This window comes from Pseudomonas sp. GD03842 (genome assembly GCF_029841165.1).
Taxonomy (GTDB): domain Bacteria; phylum Pseudomonadota; class Gammaproteobacteria; order Pseudomonadales; family Pseudomonadaceae; genus Aquipseudomonas.
Map to the genome: position 1 here is coordinate 17,055 of NZ_JAOCEA010000012.1, position 20,452 is coordinate 37,506.

At 60.7% G+C, this 20,452-nt stretch carries 21 protein-coding genes; 3 read left to right on the forward strand and 18 right to left on the reverse strand.

Features of this window, described 5'->3' with window-relative positions; all coding sequences use genetic code 11:
* Positions 1-8: 8 nt before the first annotated feature.
* Together N5D61_RS17360 and N5D61_RS17365 are read right to left on the reverse strand one after the other, a co-directional pair.
* On the reverse strand, positions 9-614 hold the full coding sequence (locus tag N5D61_RS17360) for a DUF4823 domain-containing protein (RefSeq protein WP_108237123.1): 606 nt from the start codon (positions 612-614) through the stop codon (positions 9-11).
* A 180-nt stretch (positions 615-794) separates the two neighbouring features.
* Entirely contained in the window at positions 795-1,457 is a 663-nt protein-coding gene (locus N5D61_RS17365; RefSeq protein ID WP_279893660.1) for a TetR/AcrR family transcriptional regulator, read from the reverse strand.
* Between the two features lie 76 nt (positions 1,458-1,533).
* Between N5D61_RS17365 and N5D61_RS17370 the strand changes: the two genes are divergently transcribed.
* Positions 1,534-2,667, forward strand: coding sequence for an aminotransferase class V-fold PLP-dependent enzyme (locus N5D61_RS17370; protein WP_279893661.1), 1,134 nt, complete (start codon positions 1,534-1,536; stop codon positions 2,665-2,667).
* Between the two features lie 228 nt (positions 2,668-2,895).
* Here the strand turns inward: N5D61_RS17370 and N5D61_RS17375 are convergent, their stop codons facing one another.
* The 13 genes from N5D61_RS17375 to N5D61_RS17435 all read right to left on the reverse strand — a co-directional run bounded on the left by N5D61_RS17375 (position 2,896) and on the right by N5D61_RS17435 (position 13,078).
* Positions 2,896-3,684: a TatD family hydrolase gene (locus tag N5D61_RS17375; protein WP_279893662.1), complete on the reverse strand. Its 789-nt coding sequence runs from the start codon at positions 3,682-3,684 to the stop codon at positions 2,896-2,898.
* A 15-nt stretch (positions 3,685-3,699) separates the two neighbouring features.
* Positions 3,700-4,056 (reverse strand): PilZ domain-containing protein, encoded by a 357-nt coding sequence (locus tag N5D61_RS17380; RefSeq protein ID WP_108237127.1) that lies wholly within the window; start codon positions 4,054-4,056, stop codon positions 3,700-3,702.
* A 39-nt stretch (positions 4,057-4,095) separates the two neighbouring features.
* The gene (locus tag N5D61_RS17385; RefSeq protein ID WP_279893663.1) at positions 4,096-5,082 is read right to left on the reverse strand and encodes a DNA polymerase III subunit delta'; all 987 of its coding nucleotides are present in this window, start codon (positions 5,080-5,082) and stop codon (positions 4,096-4,098) included.
* Positions 5,075-5,719: a dTMP kinase gene (gene tmk / locus N5D61_RS17390; RefSeq protein WP_279893664.1), complete on the reverse strand. Its 645-nt coding sequence runs from the start codon at positions 5,717-5,719 to the stop codon at positions 5,075-5,077. The genes N5D61_RS17385 and tmk overlap by 8 nt, the downstream gene beginning before the upstream one ends.
* 19 nt (positions 5,720-5,738) lie before the next feature.
* Positions 5,739-6,923 carry an endolytic transglycosylase MltG gene (gene mltG, locus N5D61_RS17395; protein ID WP_279893665.1) on the reverse strand — a complete coding sequence of 395 codons (1,185 nt, stop codon included), beginning with the start codon at positions 6,921-6,923 and terminating at the stop codon, positions 5,739-5,741.
* 3 nt (positions 6,924-6,926) lie between these two features.
* Entirely contained in the window at positions 6,927-7,745 is an 819-nt protein-coding gene (pabC, locus tag N5D61_RS17400; protein ID WP_279893666.1) for an aminodeoxychorismate lyase, read from the reverse strand.
* A complete protein-coding gene (fabF, locus tag N5D61_RS17405; protein ID WP_108237132.1) occupies positions 7,742-8,986 on the reverse strand; it encodes a beta-ketoacyl-ACP synthase II in 1,245 nt (414 codons plus the stop codon). The genes pabC and fabF overlap by 4 nt, the downstream gene beginning before the upstream one ends.
* Positions 8,987-9,094: 108 nt before the next feature.
* Positions 9,095-9,331, reverse strand: a complete 237-nt coding sequence (gene acpP, locus N5D61_RS17410) for an acyl carrier protein (RefSeq protein WP_108237133.1) — start codon at positions 9,329-9,331, stop codon at positions 9,095-9,097.
* Positions 9,332-9,517: 186 nt separating this feature from the next.
* Positions 9,518-10,258, reverse strand: a complete 741-nt coding sequence (gene fabG, locus N5D61_RS17415) for a 3-oxoacyl-ACP reductase FabG (RefSeq protein WP_279893667.1) — start codon at positions 10,256-10,258, stop codon at positions 9,518-9,520.
* Between the two features lie 15 nt (positions 10,259-10,273).
* Positions 10,274-11,212, reverse strand: a complete 939-nt coding sequence (gene fabD / locus N5D61_RS17420; RefSeq protein ID WP_108237135.1) for an ACP S-malonyltransferase — start codon at positions 11,210-11,212, stop codon at positions 10,274-10,276.
* A gap of 130 nt (positions 11,213-11,342) precedes the next feature.
* Complete coding sequence (plsX, locus tag N5D61_RS17425; RefSeq protein WP_108237136.1) at positions 11,343-12,350, reverse strand: phosphate acyltransferase PlsX; 1,008 nt, start codon at positions 12,348-12,350, stop codon at positions 11,343-11,345.
* Positions 12,351-12,354: 4 nt separating this feature from the next.
* Positions 12,355-12,537 (reverse strand): 50S ribosomal protein L32, encoded by a 183-nt coding sequence (gene rpmF, locus N5D61_RS17430; RefSeq protein ID WP_010447173.1) that lies wholly within the window; start codon positions 12,535-12,537, stop codon positions 12,355-12,357.
* A gap of 13 nt (positions 12,538-12,550) precedes the next feature.
* Positions 12,551-13,078, reverse strand: coding sequence for a YceD family protein (locus N5D61_RS17435; protein ID WP_108237137.1), 528 nt, complete (start codon positions 13,076-13,078; stop codon positions 12,551-12,553).
* Between the two features lie 106 nt (positions 13,079-13,184).
* Here N5D61_RS17435 and N5D61_RS17440 point away from each other — a divergent pair, with 106 nt between their 5' ends.
* Positions 13,185-13,763, forward strand: coding sequence for a nucleoside triphosphate pyrophosphatase (locus N5D61_RS17440; protein WP_108237138.1), 579 nt, complete (start codon positions 13,185-13,187; stop codon positions 13,761-13,763).
* 60 nt (positions 13,764-13,823) lie between these two features.
* Here N5D61_RS17440 and sppA read toward each other — a convergent pair whose 3' ends face one another.
* The 3 genes from sppA to rluC form a co-directional block, all read right to left on the reverse strand.
* Positions 13,824-14,816, reverse strand: a complete 993-nt coding sequence (sppA, locus tag N5D61_RS17445) for a signal peptide peptidase SppA (protein ID WP_279893668.1) — start codon at positions 14,814-14,816, stop codon at positions 13,824-13,826.
* A 113-nt stretch (positions 14,817-14,929) separates the two neighbouring features.
* Positions 14,930-15,583 (reverse strand): HAD-IIIA family hydrolase, encoded by a 654-nt coding sequence (locus tag N5D61_RS17450; protein WP_279893669.1) that lies wholly within the window; start codon positions 15,581-15,583, stop codon positions 14,930-14,932.
* The gene (gene rluC / locus N5D61_RS17455; RefSeq protein WP_108237141.1) at positions 15,573-16,529 is read right to left on the reverse strand and encodes a 23S rRNA pseudouridine(955/2504/2580) synthase RluC; all 957 of its coding nucleotides are present in this window, start codon (positions 16,527-16,529) and stop codon (positions 15,573-15,575) included. The genes N5D61_RS17450 and rluC overlap by 11 nt, the downstream gene beginning before the upstream one ends.
* Positions 16,530-17,245: 716 nt before the next feature.
* On the opposite strand from rluC, the gene rne reads away from it, so the two are divergent.
* Positions 17,246-20,398 (forward strand): ribonuclease E, encoded by a 3,153-nt coding sequence (rne, locus tag N5D61_RS17460; RefSeq protein ID WP_279893670.1) that lies wholly within the window; start codon positions 17,246-17,248, stop codon positions 20,396-20,398.
* Positions 20,399-20,452 lie beyond the last annotated feature (54 nt).

Genomic DNA, 20,452 nt, shown 5'->3' on the forward strand with positions numbered 1-20,452 from the left:
GCTGCTCCTCAGCGGGCGGCGACGCCCAGTAGACTGCGAGCGTAATCCTCCATGGGTGGGCCGAGCAAATCTTCAGGCTTGGTGTTATACAGCGTCAGCAGGCCGCCCCGCAGATGAATGCGCGCCGAATCGATGAGATAACGGGTATTGGTTTCAATCAACATCAGTTGAACCACACCGTTGTCGATCCCCAGCCGGTCGACAGCCTCCTGATCCGACCACTCGTCGAAATTGCCGATGCGGTCATCCGCCCGCGCAAAACGCGTGTACAGCAAATAATGCGCACCCGCGGCGCGAGCCTCGTTCATCGCATCATCGAGCCCTTCTGCTGCCGGTGCCCGGCGGACCATCGGGAAGTATTCGATGAATCCGTTGAAGGCCTCTTCGGCTACCACGTTCGTGCGGGGGTAGGCGCCACCGGGAGGTGCGAAGGCACCTTGGGCGATATAGATGAAGGAATCCGGCTGCAGGCGGAAATTGTTGATTCGACGGGTCGAGCTATGGTCAAGCAAGCCCGCGTCACTGAGCTCGTCATGAGCCCCTTGTGCCAGATCGCTGACATGCATGCAGCCGCTCAATGCCAGAAACGTCAGCAGTAAAACCAGGCTACGCATCACTTCCTCCAAATACCGGCGACGGAAAACCGGCGAATGGCCGGGTAATGCAGCTTTTGCGCCATGTCGAAGAAAGGGGGAAAAGTGCGTGGCACTCAGCGTGGCAGCGGGCTTCGAGTGCCCGCTCCATCGAGGAGCGAGGCAGGGCACTCGCGGGCCCGCAGCGCGCGGGCTGACGGGTCAGCTTCTGGAAGTCTCTGGTTTGAGGTCGTGCGCGGATTCTGGGTCGCGCTTGCGCTTGTTGCCCATGCGCACGCCAATGTCCATCAGGAACTGGAAAAACCCTTCCTGATCCTCCAGCACGTTACTCCAGAACGGCGAGTGATACAGGGCAACCGCGCCATGCACCAGGGCCCACGCTGCACAGTAGTGGAAATACGGCGGTACGTCCTCGAGCTTGCCTTCGGAGATTCGCCCCTTGATCAGCAGCGTCAAATGCTCGAAGTTGGAGGCGCGGATGGTGTGCAACTGCTCGACCATCTCAGGGACCTGGTTGCCCTTGACCACTTTTTCCTCCAGCCGGTCGAACAGGCGGTACCGTTGCGGATCGCGCATCCGGAACTCGAAATACGCGCGGGACAGCGCTTCCTTGTCCTTGTCGACATCGGCCGAGTGCAACAGCTCGTTCAAATCACGCTCGTAGTCGAGCATCAGGCGCAGGTAGATTTCCGCCTTCGATTTGAAATGCTTGTAGATGGTGCCTTTACCAATACCGACGGCATCAGCAATCATCTCGACGGTGACACTGTCTTCACCCTGTTCGAGAAACAGCTTTAACGCGGTATCGAGAATTTCTTGCTCACGGCGCCGAAACTCACGGACCTTACGAGGTTCTTTCTGCATAGGAGGAGGCTGTGGAGTCAAAATCGAAGCCGCACATTATGCCTAACTGGCGGGAAATTGCACGGATCATCCGACCATGTCTACGTTTCACGAAGAGTTCGCGCAAGCAGCCGATGTGCGTTATCTCAACCACGCCGCTGTTGGCCCGTGGCCAAAACGCACGGCCATGGCCATCCAAAACTTCGCTGAAGAGAACGTTTTACGGGGCGCACAGCACTATTTGGACTGGATGAAGGTCGAGCAGCGACTTCGCGAACGGCTGGCTCGCCTTCTGAACGCGCCGTCAACGGATGACATCGCACTGGTCAAAAACACCTCGGAAGCCCTCTCTTTTGTCGCTTTTGGCCTGGACTGGAGGCCGGGCGACAGTGTGGTGATCAGTGATGAAGAGTTTCCGTCCAACCGAGTGGTATGGGAGGCCCTCAAGCCGCAGGGTGTTGAGGTTATCCAGGTCAGCCTCAAAGGCCTGGACCCGGAGGCAGCCTTGCTGGACGCCTGCGGGCCTCGCACCCGTCTGCTGTCTATCAGCTCGGTGCAATTCGCCACGGGCACTCGGCTGGACATTGAACGTCTCGGAGCAGGATGCAAACGACGCAATGTGTTGTTTTGCATCGATGCCATTCAGCACATTGGCGCCCTGCCCTTCGACGTACAGGCCAGCCAGTGCGACTTCGCGATGGCTGACGGGCACAAGTGGATGTGCAGTCCCGAAGGGCTTGGGGTTTTTTATTGCCGGGCCGAGCTGCGGCCCCGGCTGACACTGCACGAATTCGGCTGGCACATGCTGGAGCATTCCGGCGATTACGGCCGCAACGAGTGGCAACCCGCGGCCAGTGCCCAACGGTTCGAATGCGGCAGCCCCAATACGCTGGGAGCGGTGGCGCTGGACGCCAGCCTTTCGCTCTTGGAAGAAGTGGGTATGGATACCGTAGGAAATGCCGTTCTGGAACGCGTGAAGTGGCTCGAGGAGGGGCTCGGCAAAATCAACGGCGTACAACTGCACACTTCACAGGAAGCCGCCCGTCGATCCGGCATCCTGACCTTCAGCCTGGACAGCCAGCCTGCGGCACAGGTCTGGCAGGAATTGATGCACAACCAGGTCGTCTGCTTGCCTCGCGGCCCCGGTATCCGCTTTTCCCCCCACTTTTACACGCCATCGCGGGTGATCGAAGAGACATTGGCGATTGTGCAGGCGATCGCCAAGCATTGAGGTATCAGCAGGGGGCTGGGTATTCCAAAACTGTTTAAAAAACGTACAGGCAAACGCTGGACGCTTGGAGAATATGTCCAATACTGAATCTGTCGGTGCGGCATCTCCCCCAAGTGCCAGCATCGGTAAAGGCACCCACGGATAGCGTGTCTTTGTTTTACTCCTAATGGTCTTAACCCGGATTCACCCCCCAGAACCCGGGTTTTTTTTGCCTGCGATTTGGCGCGCTTAAACGGGTTTCACTCTGGCCAGAGGAAACAGGCGCTTGAAATTCTCGGTGGTCTGCTCCGCGAAGCGCTCGAAACGCTCCCCACGCAACATCGCCAGAAATTCTGCGACTTCGCGAACGTATTGCGGCAGGTTCGGTTTGCCCCGGTACGGTATCGGCGCCAAATAGGGTGAGTCGGTTTCCACGAGCAGACGGTCCGCCGGGACTTTACTGGCCACATCACGCAGCGCGTCAGCGTTGCGGAACGTCACGATGCCGGACAGGGAAATGTAAAAGCCTAGGTCCAGCGCCGCCTTGGCCATGTCCCAATCTTCGGTGAAACAATGCAGCACACCGGCCTGTGGCAGTGCCGCTTCGCGCAGCAGTTCGAGTGTGTCCGCCCGAGCGCCTCGGGTATGCACGATCACCGGCTTGCCGGTCGAGCGAGCGGCTTGAAGATGCAGGCGAAACGACGCTTGTTGCAATTCAGCGGCTTCCGGCTCGTAGTGATAATCCAGCCCGGTTTCCCCGATGGCCACCACACGAGGATGGTTCAGCTCGCCTAACAGCCACTCCAGCGCAGGCGCCTCCCCCGGCTTGAGATCCAGCGGATGAATACCCACCGAGCAGTCCACATCGCCATAACGGTCGGCCAGAGCCTTCACGTCGGCGGCGTTGTCGGCACTGACACCGATGCACAGAAAATGGCCAACGCCTCGTTCGCGCGCTGCTTGCAACGCGTTATCGAGAGAACCGTCGTGTTGAGCGAGATCGAGACGATCGAGGTGGCAATGGGAGTCTACAAGCATGGGGACCGCGGCAAATTACATCGTGTGGGTGGGACGGTCGGACTTGAGGGCACCGGCCAGGTAGTTTTCAATCATGTTGCGCGCCGTGTTGTCACCGTCATTGAATTGCACCCCCACACCGGCGGCGCGATTGCCCTGCGCGCCCTTGGGGGTTATCCAGGTGACCTTGCCCGCAACCGGGATTTTTTCCGGCTCGTCCATCAAGTTCAGCAACATGAACACTTCATCCCCCAGCTTGTAGCTTTTGCTCGTAGGGATGAACAGCCCGCCGTTCTTGATGAATGGCATGTAGGCGGCGTAGAGAACCGATTTGTCCTTGATGGTCAGGGACAGAATGCCGTTACGCGGGCCCGGACCCAGGGGAACGCTCATTTCAACTTCCTCTGCAGATGCTGATGCCAGGCGGCCAGTCTAACCTTGTCCGGTCAAAGATGCCCACTGGACCAATAACGCTTCGAGCAATAAAACCCGGTTCAAGTTCGCCTTGGACAAGACCTTCTGCCGCTGCAGCAGGACCCAGTCCTGTATGGCCAGTACTTTTGGCTGCGGGGACTTCTGCGCCAGGTACTGCACGACCTTGCGCATGTCAGCCAATCCGAGGCCGCTTTCATCCTCGGTCAACTGGTAACGCAACATCAAGTTGGACCAGTCACAGAACCAGTCGAACAACAACAGCAAAGGAACGTCTTTCCACCCTTCCGCCAACTGAGTCGGTGATTGCTGGCCCTTGAGCAATTTCTTCACACCGTCCACGACCAGCGCGCGTTGTTCGCGAACGCCCTGCGCCTGAAGCGCAACGGCTGCCAGGGGAGACCCTGCCGCCAAGGTCAACAATTCGACGCGCTCTTCGACGCTACACTCGGGCAAGGCCTCCGCCAGCCACGCCACGCTCATGGCCTCGCTCGGCAATGGACAGGCCTGTTGCACGCAACGACTCTTGATGGTGGGCAGCAACCGGCTTGGCTGGTGGCTGACCAGCAGCAACACGGTATCGCCTGAAGGCTCTTCGAGGCTTTTCAACAGGGCGTTGGCCGCGTTGATGTTCATCGACTCAACAGGCTCGATCAACACCACTTTGCGACCTCCCATCTGCGCCGTCTGCACCACGAAACTGACCAGATCCCGTACCTGATCGACCTTGATCGCTTTGTCGGCCTCTTCAGGTTCCAGCACATAGTTATCGGGATGACTGCCAGCAGCCAGCAGCGAACATGACTTGCAATGGCCGCAGGCCTCCAGGCCGAGCGGCTGTTGACAGAGAAGCCGGTGCATCAGCCGCTCGGCCAGCGCCCGCTTGCCGATCCCAGCCGGCCCATGCAGCAGATAGGCATGGGCATGCTGGGTGCGCCCGGCCAGTTGCTGCCAGAGGGCCTGTTGCCATGGATAGCCTTCAGCCATGCTGGCGTTCCGTAAGCCGCTGCAGCAGGTCGGGCATCATCGCATCAAGAGAAGCCTGCACCTCGTCGAGCGAACGGGCAGCTTCGACCAGCCGATAACGCTGAGGCGCGGCCGCCGCACGGTTGAGATAGGTGCTGCGCACCGCCTCGAAAAACGCTCGCCCCTCCTGCTCGAAACGGTCCAGGCGCCCCCTGGCCGTGGCGCGAGCCAGGCCAATTTCAACCGGTAAATCGAACACCAGGGTCAGGTCTGGCCGCAGCGCACCTTGCACGAAATCTTCCAGGGCAGCGATACGCTCGACCGACAACCCGCGACCTCCCCCTTGGTAGGCATAGGTGGCATCGGTGAACCTGTCGCACAGCACCACGGCACCGCGGGCCAAAGCCGGCCGAATGACACTCGCCAAATGCTGAGCACGGGCGGCGAAGACCAGCAGCAGTTCAGTGTCGGCGTCCATGACTTCATCGCTCGGCGCCAGGAGCAACTCACGAATGCGCTCGGCAAGCGGCGTACCGCCCGGCTCGCGGGTCAACACCACGTCGATGCCCTGCTCGCGCAGGCGCTCGGCCAGGTACTCGCGGTTGGTGCTTTTACCGGCGCCTTCGGGGCCTTCAAGGGTGATAAACAAACCAGTCACAGGCTGTCCTTGATCAGATTCATTGCGGTTTCGGCTCGCTTTTCTCAGGTTCGCCGCTGGCGTCGGCAGGGGCCGCGGATTGCGCAGGCGTGGGCACCTGAGGCGCAGTGGGGGATGACCCCGTTGCGGACTGCGGCACGTCGGCGCCCGACTCCGGGACTGGGAGCGTCACCGGCGCGGGGCTGGAACGGTAATCGGCACGCCGTTTGAGCTGAAACGCTTTCACGGCCGCATTGTGCGCATCGAGATCAGCGGAGAATACGTGGCTGCCATCCCCTCGTGCGACGAAATACAGGCTGTTGCCCGGTGCCGGGTTCAGCGCGGCGTGAATCGCTTCGCGCCCGACCATGGAAATTGGCGTCGGCGGCAGCCCTGGGATGACGTAAGTGTTGTAGGGCGTTGCCTCTTTCAGGAACGCCCTGGTGATCTTGCCGTTGTATCGCTCGCCCAGACCGTAAATAACGGTCGGATCGGTTTGCAGCAACATGCCTTGCTGAAGGCGCCGCACGAATACGCCGGCGATTTGCCCGCGCTCCTGAGGCACGCCCGTTTCCTTCTCTACCAGGGAGGCCATGATCAGCGCCTGGTAACGGTCGGTGTAAGGGACGTCGGCAGCGCGATCGTCCCACTCCTCTTTCAGCACTTCATCCAGACGGTTGTAGGCCTGCTTCAGCAGCTCGGCGTCGGTCATGCCGCGGACATAACGGTAGGTATCGGGAAAGAAGCGGCCTTCAGGGAAAACGTCTGTATGGCCGATTTTCGCCATCAGTTCACTGTCGCTGAGATGGGCCAATGTCTGTTCCAATTTTGGCTGCTTTGCCAATGCCGCGCGAACCTGACGAAAATTCCAACCCTCAACCAGGGTCAGGCTGTATTGCACCACGTCGCCTTTCTGCCACAACGCCAGCAGCGATCTGGCATCCATCCCGGGGCTCATGCGGTACTCGCCACTGTGCAACGACTGGTCAGAGAGGTTGAAGCGCCAATAAAGACGCAGCCAGAAAGCGTCCTTGATCACCCCTTCTGCTTGCAATCGATTAAGCATGCCATTGGGTGACGCACCGGAGGGCACGTCGAGCAGCCTTTCCTCGGTCAAGTTCAGCGGCTGTTGCAGCGCGTTGCGCTGTTCCCAGAAGGCCAGACCCAGCAACAGCCCCGCCAGAACCAGACCCGTTTCCAGCAAGACGAATAATTTTCGGATCACGAATCAGATATCCAGAAGCCCGCGAGCGAGGTGTTGCAGTTTACGGGTCACAGGGCCAACCGGCCAGTTCAGTTGCTCGAACTCACGCACCGGCCAGATGCCATAGACGCTGTTGCAGACGAAGACTTCATCGGCTTTGCGCAGATCCGACATCCCCAGGTCCAGTGCCCGGACCGCCATGTTCTGCTGCTCGCCCAGACGCAACACCTCGGCACGCATGATGCCAGCCACTCCACACCGGGACAGATCGGGCGTCAGCAACACCCCGCCCTTGACCAGGAACAGGTTGCTGTAGACCGCTTCGACGATTCGCCCGGATGTGTCACGCATCAGGCCTTCGGCGTGCTCGGTATCATGCCATTCATTGCGCGCGAGCACCTGCTCCAGACGGTTGAGGTGTTTCAGCCCTGCCAGCAGCGGCTGCTCCGCCAGACGCGTTCGACAGGGGAAGAGCCGCACCCCATGCTCGGCATTGGACGGCGGGTAGGCCGGCAGCGGGCTGGCCTGGAGGATACGCACACCCCGAGCGCCCGGCACTGGCGCGTAGCCGCGCAGGCCATCACCCCGGGTGATGATCAGCTTCATCACCCCTTCCTGCATCTGATGGGCGAAGGCCCGGCATTCGGACTCGATCAGCGGCAGGTCAAGGGCGAACGCAAGCCGCTTTCCCGTCAAGGCCAGGCGATGCATGTGGCCAGAGAAAAGCAAGGGTTGGCCCGCCTTGACCAGGAGGGTTTCGAAGAACCCATCCCCGTAGGCCAGCCCTCTATCCTTCACGGACAGTTGGCTGGCAGGCTGGCCATCGATCCAGCACAAGGTCATTCAGCGTACCGGCGGAACACCAGCGAACCGTTGGTGCCACCAAACCCGAAGGAGTTGGAGACGACCACATCGATCGGCATGCTGCGGGCCTCATGTGGCACGAAGTCCAGATCACAACCCTCGCTGGGCTCATCGAGGTTGATGGTCGGCGGCGCTACCTGGCCGTTGATCGCCAGGACGCTGAAAATTGCCTCGATCGCCCCCGCTGCGCCCAGCAAATGGCCGGTCATCGACTTGGTCGAACTGACCGCCAGCTTGTAGGCGTGGTCGCCGAACACGGACTTGATCGCGCTGACTTCCGCCAGGTCGCCCGCCGGCGTGGAAGTACCGTGTGCGTTGATGTATTGCACCTGGTCCGGGGTGATCTTCGCATCGCGCAGTGCATTGGTGATACAGCGCGCAGCGCCGGCGCCATCATCAGGAGGGGATGTCATGTGAAACGCATCGCCACTCATGCCGAAACCGATCAACTCGGCATAGATGGTCGCGCCACGAGCACGGGCGTGCTCAAGCTCTTCCAACACCAACGCGCCAGCGCCATTGGACAACACGAAACCGTCGCGCCCCTTGTCCCACGGGCGGCTGGCCCGCGTCGGCTCATCGTTGCGCGTGGACAGTGCGCGGGATGCGCCGAAGCCACCCATGCCCAGACCGCAGGCCGCCATTTCGGCGCCCCCGGCGATCATGACATCCGCCTCGTCGTACGCGATATTGCGCGCGGCCATGCCGATGCAATGGGTGCTGGTGGTGCAAGCCGTGGCGATAGCGTAGTTAGGCCCCTGCGCACCCAGGTGGATGGACAGGAAGCCTGAAATCATGTTGATGATCGAACCCGGTACGAAGAACGGGGAGATCTTGCCTGGCCCCTGTTCATGCATCAGCCGGCTGGTGTTTTCGATGTTGGTCAGGCCACCGATGCCGGAGCCCATGGCTACACCCACGCGCTCGCGATTGGCGTCGGTGATTTCGATACCTGCGTTGCGCACAGCCTGAAAGCTGGCCGCCAAGCCGTACTGGATGAACAGGTCGAGACGGCGAGCCTCTTTGGGCGACAGGTATTCTTCGACGTTGAAGCCTTTGACCGATCCGCCGAAACGGGTCGTATAAGCCGAAAGATCCGTGTGTTCGATGGGGCCAATGCCACTCTGGCCAGCCAGAATGCCTTGCCAGGTGCTAGGCACATCGTTGCCCAATGGCGTCAGCATACCCATACCGGTGACCACGACGCGTCTACGCGACACAGGACTCTCCTTTATTCTATTGACGAAACGCTGGCCCTATTCAAAGAAAAAACCGCACGCCTGAGGCAGTGCGGTTTCTCCAGGACAGCGAACTACGGCTACGAAAGCTTACGCCTGGTGGGCGGTGACGTAGTCGATAGCCTCTTGAACGGTGGTGATCTTCTCGGCGCTTTCGTCAGGGATTTCGGTCTCGAATTCCTCTTCCAGAGCCATCACCAGCTCAACGGTGTCAAGGGAGTCGGCACCCAGGTCTTCAACGAAAGAAGCGGAGTTGACCACTTCCTCTTGTTTGACGCCAAGTTGCTCGGCAACGATTTTCTTGACGCGCTCTTCGATGGTGCTCATACCGTGTTTTAACTCCTAGTGGACAAATTCGGGCCGCGGGCCGATGGGTAAGTGTATAGAAGAGGTTTTGCGTATTTCAAGCTAATCGCAAATCCTGCTTCTTCCATCGCTCCGCAACCCATCAATAGATTTCAGCTTTATAACGGATTTCGGACAGCCCGTATGACAATTTTTCGGTACGGGAAGTCACATGTACATGCCGCCGTTCACGGGGATTGTAGCCCCGGTCACGTAGCCTGCACCTTCCGAGGCAAGAAAAGCGACCACATGCGCGATCTCTTCCGCCTGCCCCAGTCGGCCCAGCGGAATCTGGGCCGTCAGGGAATCGCGTTGCGCCTCCGGCAGCTCGCGCGTCATGTCGGTGTCGATGAAGCCCGGCGTCACCGAGTTCACCGTGACCGCCCGCGAACCGACTTCACGTGCCAGCGCGCGGCTGAAGCCTTCCAGACCCGCTTTCGCGGCGGCGTAGTTTACTTGACCGGCATTGCCCATGGCACCCACCACCGAGCCGATGCTGATGATACGCCCCCAGCGAGCCTTGGTCATGCCGCGCAGCACACCCTTGGTCAGGCGATACAAGCTGGTCAGGTTGGTGTTGATGACATCATGCCACTCGTCATCTTTCATACGCATCATCAGGTTGTCACGGGTAATTCCGGCGTTATTGACCAGGATCAACGGGGCGCCAACGCGTTCGGTGATCTGTGCCAGCACCGCACTGACGGATTCGTCATTGCCAACGTCCAGCGCCAGACCGAAACCCTCGACACCATTTTCCTTGAAGTAAGCGGTGATTTTCTCGGCACCGGCTTCGGAAGTCGCGGTACCCACGACCGTAGCGCCATTACGGCCCAGTTCAAGGGCGATAGCCCGACCGATGCCACGGCTGGCGCCGGTGACCAATGCAACTTTACCTTGCAGACTCATGCAGGCGTCTCCTTATCAGGCCAGCGCTGCACGAGCGGCAGCGAAGGCATCCGGGGTATTGAGGTTGTAAGTGTTCACGCCTTCGGCGCAGCGCTTGTTAAGGCCGGCGAGTACCTTGCCCGGACCGCACTCCACCAGTTGCAGCGCGCCGTTGGCGGCCAGCGTCTGGACGGACTCGACCCAACGGACAGGCTTGTACAACTGTTGAAGCAGGTCGGTTTTCAACGTGTCCAGGTCCGAAGCCACGGCGGCGGTGACGTTTTGCACCAGGGGAATCTGTGGCACTTGCCAATCGATGGCAGCGACGGATTGTGCAAAACGCTCGGCCGCAGGACGCATCAGTTCGCAATGCGAGGGAACACTGACTGGCAGTGGCAATGCACGTTTGGCACCTTTGGCCTTGCACACTTCGATTGCACGGTCCACGGCGGCCTTGGCACCTGCGATGACCACTTGACCCGGGGAGTTGAAGTTGACTGCGCTGACCACATCACCGTGGGCCGCTTCGGCACAGGCTGAAATGACATCCGCATCTTCCAGGCCAAGAATGGCCGCCATGCCGCCTTGCCCTGCAGGCACGGCCTCCTGCATCAATTGACCACGACGCTCGACCAGCTTCACCGCATCGGCCAGCGACAGACTGCCCGCTGCGACCAAGGCGCTGTACTCGCCCAGGCTGTGCCCGGCAACGAACGCCGGACGTGCGCCTCCTTCGGCCAACCAAAGGCGCCACAGGGCAACCGAAGCGGTCAGGATCGCAGGCTGGGTTTTATCGGTCTGATTGAGGGTTTCTTCGGGCCCCTGCTGGGTGAGCGCCCACAGGTCATAGCCCAAGGCGTCGGAGGCTTCTTTGAACGTATCCAGCACCAGCGGAAACTGCGCGCCCAATTCAGCGAGCATGCCGAGGGATTGCGAACCCTGGCCCGGAAAGACGAATGCGACGGAAGCAGACATTAACTAGCCCCTGATGGTTGTCGTCAAAAAGAACGCCCGGCAGAACCGAACGTTTGGAAATTCAATGTGTTGCGCGAGAACCGTTGGATGACCAGACGGTCACGAGGGTCACATTCTAGCGCACGGCACCTCATAACAACTCTTCCAGTCGACCATGCAAGCGCTCCGGCAGATTTTCCTGGATCTCGATCAACGCCCGCTGAATCGCGCTCTGGAACCCTTGGACACCTGCAGACCCGTGGCTTTTCACCACAATGCCTTGCAAGCCCAGAAAGCTGGCGCCATTGTGCCTCGCCGGGGCCAAGTCCGCTCGGAGGCGCTTGAGCAACGGCATCGCCAGCACCCCTACGGCCCTGGACATCACACCCTGCCGAAACAAGGTCTCGATTCGGTCACCGATCATCGTGGCGAGCCCCTCGCTGGATTTGAGCAGAATATTTCCGACAAAACCGTCGCAAACCACCACGTCCGCCTCGCCCCGGTATAACCCGTCACCTTCGATGAAACCGGTGTAGTTCAGACCGGGCGCCGCCTGGAGCAGGCTCGCCGCGAGCTTGACCTGCTGATTGCCCTTGATGTCTTCAGTGCCGACATTGAGCAAGGCCACCTTAGGCCGCACCACGCCCAACGCTTCGGCAGCCACCCCCCCCATCACCGCAAACTGATACAGGTGCTCGGCGCTGCAATCGACGTTGGCGCCCAAGTCGAGCAATTGGCAATAGCCCTGCTGTGTGGGTATCGCGGCGACCATCGCGGGCCGGTCGATCCCCGGCAGCGTCTTGAGGACAAAACGCGACAGCGCCATCAAGGCACCCGTGTTTCCCGCACTCACGCATGCCTGGGCACTGCCCTCGGCCAACAGGCGCAGCGCCACACGCATCGAGGAATCCGGCTTGCCACGCAGCGCGAGCGAAGGCCGATCATCCATGGTGATGACCTCGCTGGCATGCACAACGGACAGGCGCGACCTGTCGACGCCGGAATGACGTGCGATAAGTTCTTCAATAAGGGGAGCATGACCGACGAGGGTCAGATGAAGCGAGGGGGTAGCGAGCAGGCAGGCAATGCTGGCCTGGACAATGCTGCGGGGACCGAAGTCCCCGCCCATTGCGTCGATCGCGATGATCGGAGCGGACAAGAACTTACTCGTCAGCGCCCTTGTCGATCACTTTACGGCCACGGTACACGCCTTCTGGCGATACGTGGTGACGCAGGTGAACTTCACCAGTGGTTTTTTCTACAGACAGAGCGCTAGCCTCGAGAGCGTCGTGCGAACGGCGCATGTCACGGGCAGAGCGGGATTTTTTGTTCTGCTGAACAGCCATAATTGATTAACTCCTAAACGTTTGGGTCACGCTTTAACTGCGCCAATACACTGAACGGGTTGGACCGCGTTACCTCGTCCACGCTCGGCTCGGGCTCATCGAGGCCCGCCGGCTGCTGGCATTCTTTCGGATCATGAGCAGGCACGATGGGCAGGGCGAGCAACAGCTCTTCCTCGATCAACGCCAGCAGATCCAATGGATCTTCGCCGAGTTCCAGCACGTCATAGCCTTTCGGCAACGACTGGGTGTCTGCACCCTCCTTGACCACGGCGTAACTGCATTCGCTATGGATCGGCAGGGTGACCAGCTCAAGACAACGCTGGCAAACCATTTTGACCTCGACGTCGATTTCACTGTGAAAAACCACAGCGCGTCGCTCATCTCGCTCAAAAACGAATTTCGCCTGCACTGTACCGAGATTGTCAGCAAGCGGGTCGCAGAGTCTCTCCAAATCGGCCAGCGGCAGCGCACCTTCGAGAGAGGCGCCACGATCGGCTAATTTGCGCGGGTCAACGTGAGGTGGAATCGGGTCATTCAACATAGGCGCAGCATTCTAGGGACGACCCCGGCGGCTGTCAAAGGAAATTCAGGGCTGTTCGGCACCTGGCCCGCTGATTACACTCGCCCCTTCTGTTTCGGAGACCACCATGCTGCCTTTGCTTCTTGCCTCCAGCTCGCCCTACCGCCGGGAATTGCTCGCTCGCCTCAGCCTGCCGTTCGTCTGTGCATCGCCGGACATCGACGAGCGCCGTCGCGACGACGAGCCTGCCATTGCATTGGTCCAGCGCCTGGCGCAGGAAAAAGCCAAGGCCTTGTCAGGGCTGTATCCCGACCACCTGATCATCGGTTCCGATCAAGTGGCCGTACTGGGCGAGCGGATTCTTGGCAAGCCGCACACCTTGGATAAAGCGCTCGAGCAATTGACCGCCAGCAGCGGGAAAAGCGTGAGCTTCCTGACGGGCGTTGCGCTGTACAACAGCCAGACCGGCCACTGTCAGGTGGACTGCGTGCCGTTTACCGTGCACATGCGCGAACTGAGCGCCGAACGCATTGCCCGCTACCTGGACGCCGAGCGCCCGTACGACTGCGCAGGCAGCTTCAAGGCAGAAGGCCTCGGCGTCAGCCTGTTCCGGAGCACCGAGGGGCCCGATGCAACCAGCCTGATCGGCCTTCCTTTAATAAGGCTGGTGGACATGCTGATGGCCGAAGGTGTGCAAATCCCCTGACTGCCTGAGCTGCCACAAAAAACCCGACCAACGGCCGGGTTTTTTCTCAGTTCGATAGCTTCAGCGCAGAGAAGGCCCACCGAACCCCGCCCACATGGCGATCTTTTCCGCGACGCTGGAGCCAATCTTTTTGGAGAATCGGTCCAGGGGCGATTCCTGAACGGTGTAATCGACGATTTCTTTCTCGCCAATCACTTCGCGCGCTACATAGCTGGAACTGCCCAGGCCGTCGACCAGCCCGAGCCCGACCGCCTGCTCTCCCGTCCAGACCAGCCCCGAGAAGAGCTCCGGATGGTCCTTATCTTTCAGTCGATCCCCACGCCCGGCTTTCACACTGGCAATGAATTGCTTGTGCGTGGTGTCCAGAACACCTTGCCAGAACGCAGTCTCGTCTGCTTTGGGCGGCTGAAAGGGATCGAGAAAGGCCTTGTGCTCGCCGGAGGTGTAAACCCGACGGTCGACTCCCAGTTTTTCCATGGTTCCGACGAAGCCGAAACTGGCAGCCGTCACCCCGATGGAGCCTACGAGACTGGCCTTGTCGGCATAAATCTCATCGGCGGCGCTAGCGATGTAATAAGCGCCCGAGGCGCCAAGATCACTGATGACCGCGTACACCTTGATGTCCGGCTTCTTGGCGCGCAGGCGGCGGATTTCATCGTAGATGTAACCGGACTGCACTGGACTGCCGCCCGGACTGTTGATACGCAGGATCACGCCCTTGGTTTTTTCGTCATCGAACGCTGCCCTCAAGGCAGTGACGATGTTGTCGGCGCTGGCGGCCTCCGTGTCGGCGATCATGCCTTTCACGTCGATCAAGGCCGTATGGCTGGTACCACGCGACGCCCCCTTGCCGAACTCCATCAGCGGCGAGAACAGTGCCAATGCCGCGAACAGATAAATGAAGGTCAGTGATTTGAAGAAGATGCCCCACCGCCGGGTGCGACGGTGCTCCTGAACGTTGGCCAGTAGCGTCTTCTCCAGCAGCTTCCAGCTTTTCGCATCACCCGTGTCGTCTTGCGCTTGCGAAGACGGCGATTTCCATTCGTCCGACATAGATCATTTACCCCGACAACTAAGATTTGGCCAAAAGTCTGTAATAAGGCTGCGCTCGATCAAACCCGCCGAAAGCAGGCGGACGCCCGAGCTCATAACGCCTACTCAACGCTCTACGCACCCAACCATGTGCGCAATTCGGAAAAGTGCCCGATCGTCAGTCGAGGCTTGTACGCCAGGAGCGCCTCGAGCGACTGCGCGCCGTAACCGACGGCGACTGCATCCATTCCCGCATTGTTCGCCATCATCAAGTCGAACGACGCGTCGCCGACCATCAAGGCCTTCTCCGGCTTGACGCCACAATGATCGAGGATTTGGTTGAGCATCAATGGATCGGGCTTGCTGGCCGTTTCATCTGCGGCCCGAGTGGCATCGAAATAATCGAGCCAGCCATGCGCCTTGAGTACGCGATCCAGCCCACGACGCGCCTTACCGGTCGCCACCGCCAGCCGGTATCCCTCGGCGCGGAAGGCTTCCAGCGATTCACGCACCCCATCGAACAGCTTCGACGGCTCGGCATCCATGGCCATGTAGCTGTCGGCATAGTGCTGACGAAAATCGAGAAGGTCGTTGCCGGAGATGTCGGGATAGAGCGTCCGGATCGCTTCGGGCAGGCCCAGACCGATAATGCCTTTGATGGCCTGGTCGTCCCGCACGGGCCGCCCCGCAAGGTTGGCGGCCTGCCGCATGGCGTCGAGGATGCGCCCGATGGAGTCGGACAGCGTGCCGTCCCAGTCGAAGATCAGCAGTTCATAATCAGGACGCACTCAATCGCTCCACGGTCTTGGCCCACATGTCGTCGACTGGCGCCTGCAACTCGAGTTTCCCGCCATCAGGCAGGGGCACGGTCAGCGCGTAGGCATGCAGGAACAGGCGCTTGCCACCCAGGTCGCGAATCTCACGGCTGAAGTTTTCGTCGCCGTACTTGCTGTCACCCGCGATGCTGTGACCGGCGTGCAGGGTGTGCACCCGGATCTGATGCGTCCGCCCAGTCACCGGACGCGCCTCGACCATGGTCGCGAAATCGCCGAAGCGGCGCAGGACCTTGAACAGCGTCAGCGCCTCCTTGCCCTCATCGTTCACTTCAACCATGCGCTCACCGGACCGCAGGTTGCTCTTGAGCAGCGGCGCGCGCACCTGCTTCTGCGAAGTCGGCCAGTGGCCGCGCACCAGCGCCATGTACCGCTTGTCGACGCCATCGCCGCGCAATTGCTCGTGCAGATGACGCAGCATGCTGCGTTTCTTCGCGATCATCAGCAGCCCTGAGGTGTCCCGGTCCAGCCGGTGAACAAGCTCCAGCTCCTTCGCATCGGGGCGCAACTGACGAAAGGCTTCGATGACCCCGAAACTGAGCCCGCTGCCGCCGTGGACCGCGATCCCAGCGGGCTTGTTCAACACGATCAGCCCCTTGTCTTCGTGAACGATGGCCTCTTCCAGCCGCTGCAACAGCCCCTGTGCTACCGGTACCGGCTCGTCACGCTCGGGCACGCGCACAGGGGGAACACGCACGATGTCGCCCGCCTGGACTTTATATTCCGGCTTGACCCGCCCCTTGTTCACCCGCACTTCGCCTTTGCGCAATATGCGGTAAATCAAGGTCTTGGGAACGCCCTTGAGGTAGGTGATCAGAAAATTATCGATGCGTTGACCGGCAAGTTCCGGCGCAACCTCAACCAGCTGAACGCCGGGGGTTGGAGGGGTGATATTCGTCATGGCGCAAATCATAACAATTTTTTATGGATTTGAAGCACTTAATGATTGCTGCTATAGTCGCGAACGCCGCCAAAAGCGGCCTGGGCAGCGGATAAACGGTAAGAATACCGGCCCTGACCAACGCAATTCACAAGGGCGCGAGGCCGTCCTACGGGGCTTTCGGTGACAACGAACGGCCAGCCGGTGTAACGAGCGCAGGTGACATGAGGCCTGAAACAAGCCCGATCGCAGAGTGAAACGCTCGCCATCGAGGCCCACGTTCAAGGGCAGTTCACAAAGTGCAGTCACGGGCGGTTACTTCGAGCGAATGCTGCGCAAACCACGCCTTAATTTGAGCCATGAGGCGCGAACTTCCCATCGAAGATCGCGTGAATGCAAACCCGCTGCGGATTCAGCGCGCGGCAGCACCCGAATTATCAGGGATACGTGTGGGGTGGAGACGCACAACCGTCGGACTGTGTAGCAAAAGGCTTTAATCAAGACGCTTCATATCGTCCGCTACCGATGGTTGATTCCTCCTCCTGACAAAGCTTTTGCTGACAGGGTGTCATTTGTCACCACAGCAAGCAGGAAACGTCGTCGCGACGATGGCCCCTCTGGCCGGACATCGCTAGACACTGGAGTGTCCAAGCACTCCTGACGCGCCCTGACACCGACCGTGAGAAGTCGTGTGTGCCGAACGCCGTTTCCGGCAGCCCGGAAACCGACGGTACTACATGAAAAGAATGCTGATTAACGCAACTCAACCCGAAGAGTTGCGTGTTGCGCTGGTAGACGGCCAGCGCCTATACGACCTGGACATCGAATCCGGGGCCCGCGAACAGAAGAAGGCCAACATCTACAAAGGCCGGATCACGCGTATCGAGCCGAGCCTGGAAGCCGCTTTCGTGGACTTCGGTTCCGAACGTCACGGCTTCCTGCCGCTGAAGGAAATCTCCCGCGAATACTTCAAGAAAGCCCCGGAAGGTCGCGTCAACATCAAGGAAGTCCTGAGCGAAGGCCAGGAAGTCATCGTCCAGGTCGAGAAGGAAGAGCGTGGCAACAAGGGCGCGGCCCTGACCACCTTCATCAGCCTGGCCGGTCGTTATCTGGTGCTGATGCCGAACAACCCGCGCGCCGGTGGCATTTCGCGCCGCATCGAAGGCGAAGAACGCAACGAACTGCGCGAAGCGCTGAACGGCCTGATCGCCCCCGCCGACATGGGCCTGATCGTGCGCACCGCCGGCCTCGGCCGCAGCAGCGAAGAAATGCAGTGGGACCTCGATTACCTCCTGCAACTGTGGACCGCTATCAAGGAAGCGTCTCAAGACCGCGCTGCCCCGTTCCTGATCTACCAGGAAAGCAACGTCATTATCCGCGCCATCCGCGACTACCTTCGCCAGGACATTGGCGAAGTCTTGATCGACAGCGTCGAAGCCCAGGAAGAAGCTCTGACCTTCATCCGCCAGGTGATGCCGCAATACGCCAGCAAGATCAAGCTCTACGAAGACAGCGTTCCGCTGTTCAACCGCTTCCAGATCGAAAGCCAGATCGAAACCGCCTTCCAGCGCGTGGTCGAACTGCCTTCCGGCGGCTCCATCGTCATCGACCCGACCGAAGCGCTGGTGTCGATCGACATCAACTCGGCGCGTGCCACCAAAGGCAGCGACATCGAAGAAACCGCCCTGCAGACCAACCTTGAAGCGGCCGAGGAAATCGCCCGCCAACTGCGTCTGCGGGACATCGGCGGCTTGATCGTCATCGACTTCATCGACATGACCCCCGCCAAGAACCAACGCGCCGTGGAAGAAAAAGTCCGCGAATGCCTGGAAGCCGACCGCGCCCGCGTGCAGATCGGTCGCATCTCGCGTTTCGGCCTGCTGGAAATGTCCCGCCAACGTCTGCGCCCATCACTGGGCGAAAGCAGCGGCATCGTTTGCCCGCGCTGCAGCGGCACCGGCATCATTCGTGATGTCGAGTCGCTTTCGCTGGCGATCCTGCGCCTGATCGAAGAAGAAGCGCTGAAAGACCGGACCGCAGAAGTGCGCGCTCAGGTCCCGATCCCGGTCGCCGCCTTCCTGCTCAACGAAAAACGCAACTCGATCACCAAGATCGAACTGCGCACCCGGGCCCGCATCGTCATTCTGCCGAATGACCACCTCGAAACGCCGCATTTCGAAGTGCAGCGCCTGCGCGACGACAGCCCGGAAGCCCACAGCCTGCAGTCCAGCTACGAAATCGCTGCTGCCGCCGCCGAAGCCGAAGAAGTTCAGCCAACCGCCGCGACCCGGACCCTGGTCCGTCAGGAAGCAGCCGTCAAGACCGCACCCGCTCGCGCCAACGCTCCGGTCCCGACCGAAGTGGCTGAACCTGCCGCTGCAGCACCGGCCCCTGTGGCTCACGAGCCAAGCCTGTTCAAAGGCCTGGTGAAGTCGCTGGTCAGCCTGTTCGCCAGCAAGGAAGAGCCGGCTGCGCCGGTCGCCGCCGTCGAAAAACCGGCCACCGAGCGCCCTGCCCGCAATGAAGAGCGCCGCAACGGTCGTCAGCAGAGCCGCAATCGCAATGGCCGTCGCGATGAAGAGCGCAAGCCGCGTGAAGAGCGTGCTCCGCGTGCCGAGCGTGAAGAACGCGCACCGCGCGAAGAACGTGCACCGCGTGTCGACCGGGAAGAACGCGCGCCGCGCGAGCCGCGTGAAACGCGTGACGACAGCGCACCTCGTGAAGAACGCGCTCCACGTGCACCGCGTGAAGAGCGTCAGCCACGCACACCACGTGAAGACCGCAAGCCGCGGGAAGAACGTGTGCGCGAACTGCGCGAGCCACTGGACGCCGCACCGGCCGCCAACGCACCGCGCGAAGAGCGTCCGGAGCGCGCGCCACGTGAAGAGCGTCAGCCACGCGCGCCGCGCGAAGAGCGCAAGCCGCGTGAAGAGCAGGCAGTCGCGGCCGTTGATGACGAAGCTTTGTTGAACAACGAAGAACAGCACGACGACAACCAGGAGCACGCCGAAGGCGATCGCCCTCGTCGTCGTTCCCGTGGGCAACGTCGTCGCAGCAACCGCCGTGAGCGCCAGCGTGACGCCGATGGCAATGTGATCGAAGGTTCGGAAGGCAGCGAAAGCGGCGAGGTCCGTCAAGAGGGTTCGAGCGAGGAAATCGCAGCGGGTCTGGTCGTGACCGAAGCGGTTGCCGAAGTGGTGATCAGTGCTCCGGCAGAAGCCGAAGCCCAGCATCAGGCTGAACGTGCTACCGCAGCGGTGGAATCCGCGGCGGCAGAAGTTGCACCTGCCGAACACGTTGAAGCGCCGGCCGTGGAACAGCCAGCGGCACCGGCCAGACGTTCGGTCATGCCTGAAGTTGAAGTGGCACAATTCGACGCCTCGCTGAGCCCGTTCGAGCGCCAAGTGAAGGCGGCCGCACAGGCAGAGACGCCCGCAGCAATCGCGGCGGAAGCGCCAGCCGCCGAGCCAGCCCCGGAAGCACCAGCGCCTGTCGTTGAGGCCCCTGCCGTTGCGCCAGTGGAAGCTCCAAAAGCTGCCGAACCTGTGGTGGAAGCGCCCGTCGCAGCCGCTCCGGCTTCGGTCGAGACGCCTGCAGCGGCGCCAGCAGCCACTGCAGCGAGCACCGAAAAGCCGTCCTTGCCGATGGCCAGCACCGGCCGGGCAGCGAATGACCCTCGCGAGGTTCGTCGCCGTCGTCTGGAAGCCGAGCGCCTGCAAAAGCAAGCCGAGGCCGCCGCCACATCGTCGACAGAGGTACCGGCCCCGGTGGCAGCAGAAGTCACCGTTGAACCGGCAGCATCGTCGCCCGTCACTCACGAGCCTGCCAAGGCGGTCGTGACTGAAAACGGTGAGGAACTGGACGAAAGCAAAGCGCCTAAGTCCTTGTAATATCAGCGGCACGTAAAAAGCCCCGCCTGTGTCACACAGGTGGGGCTTTTTAAT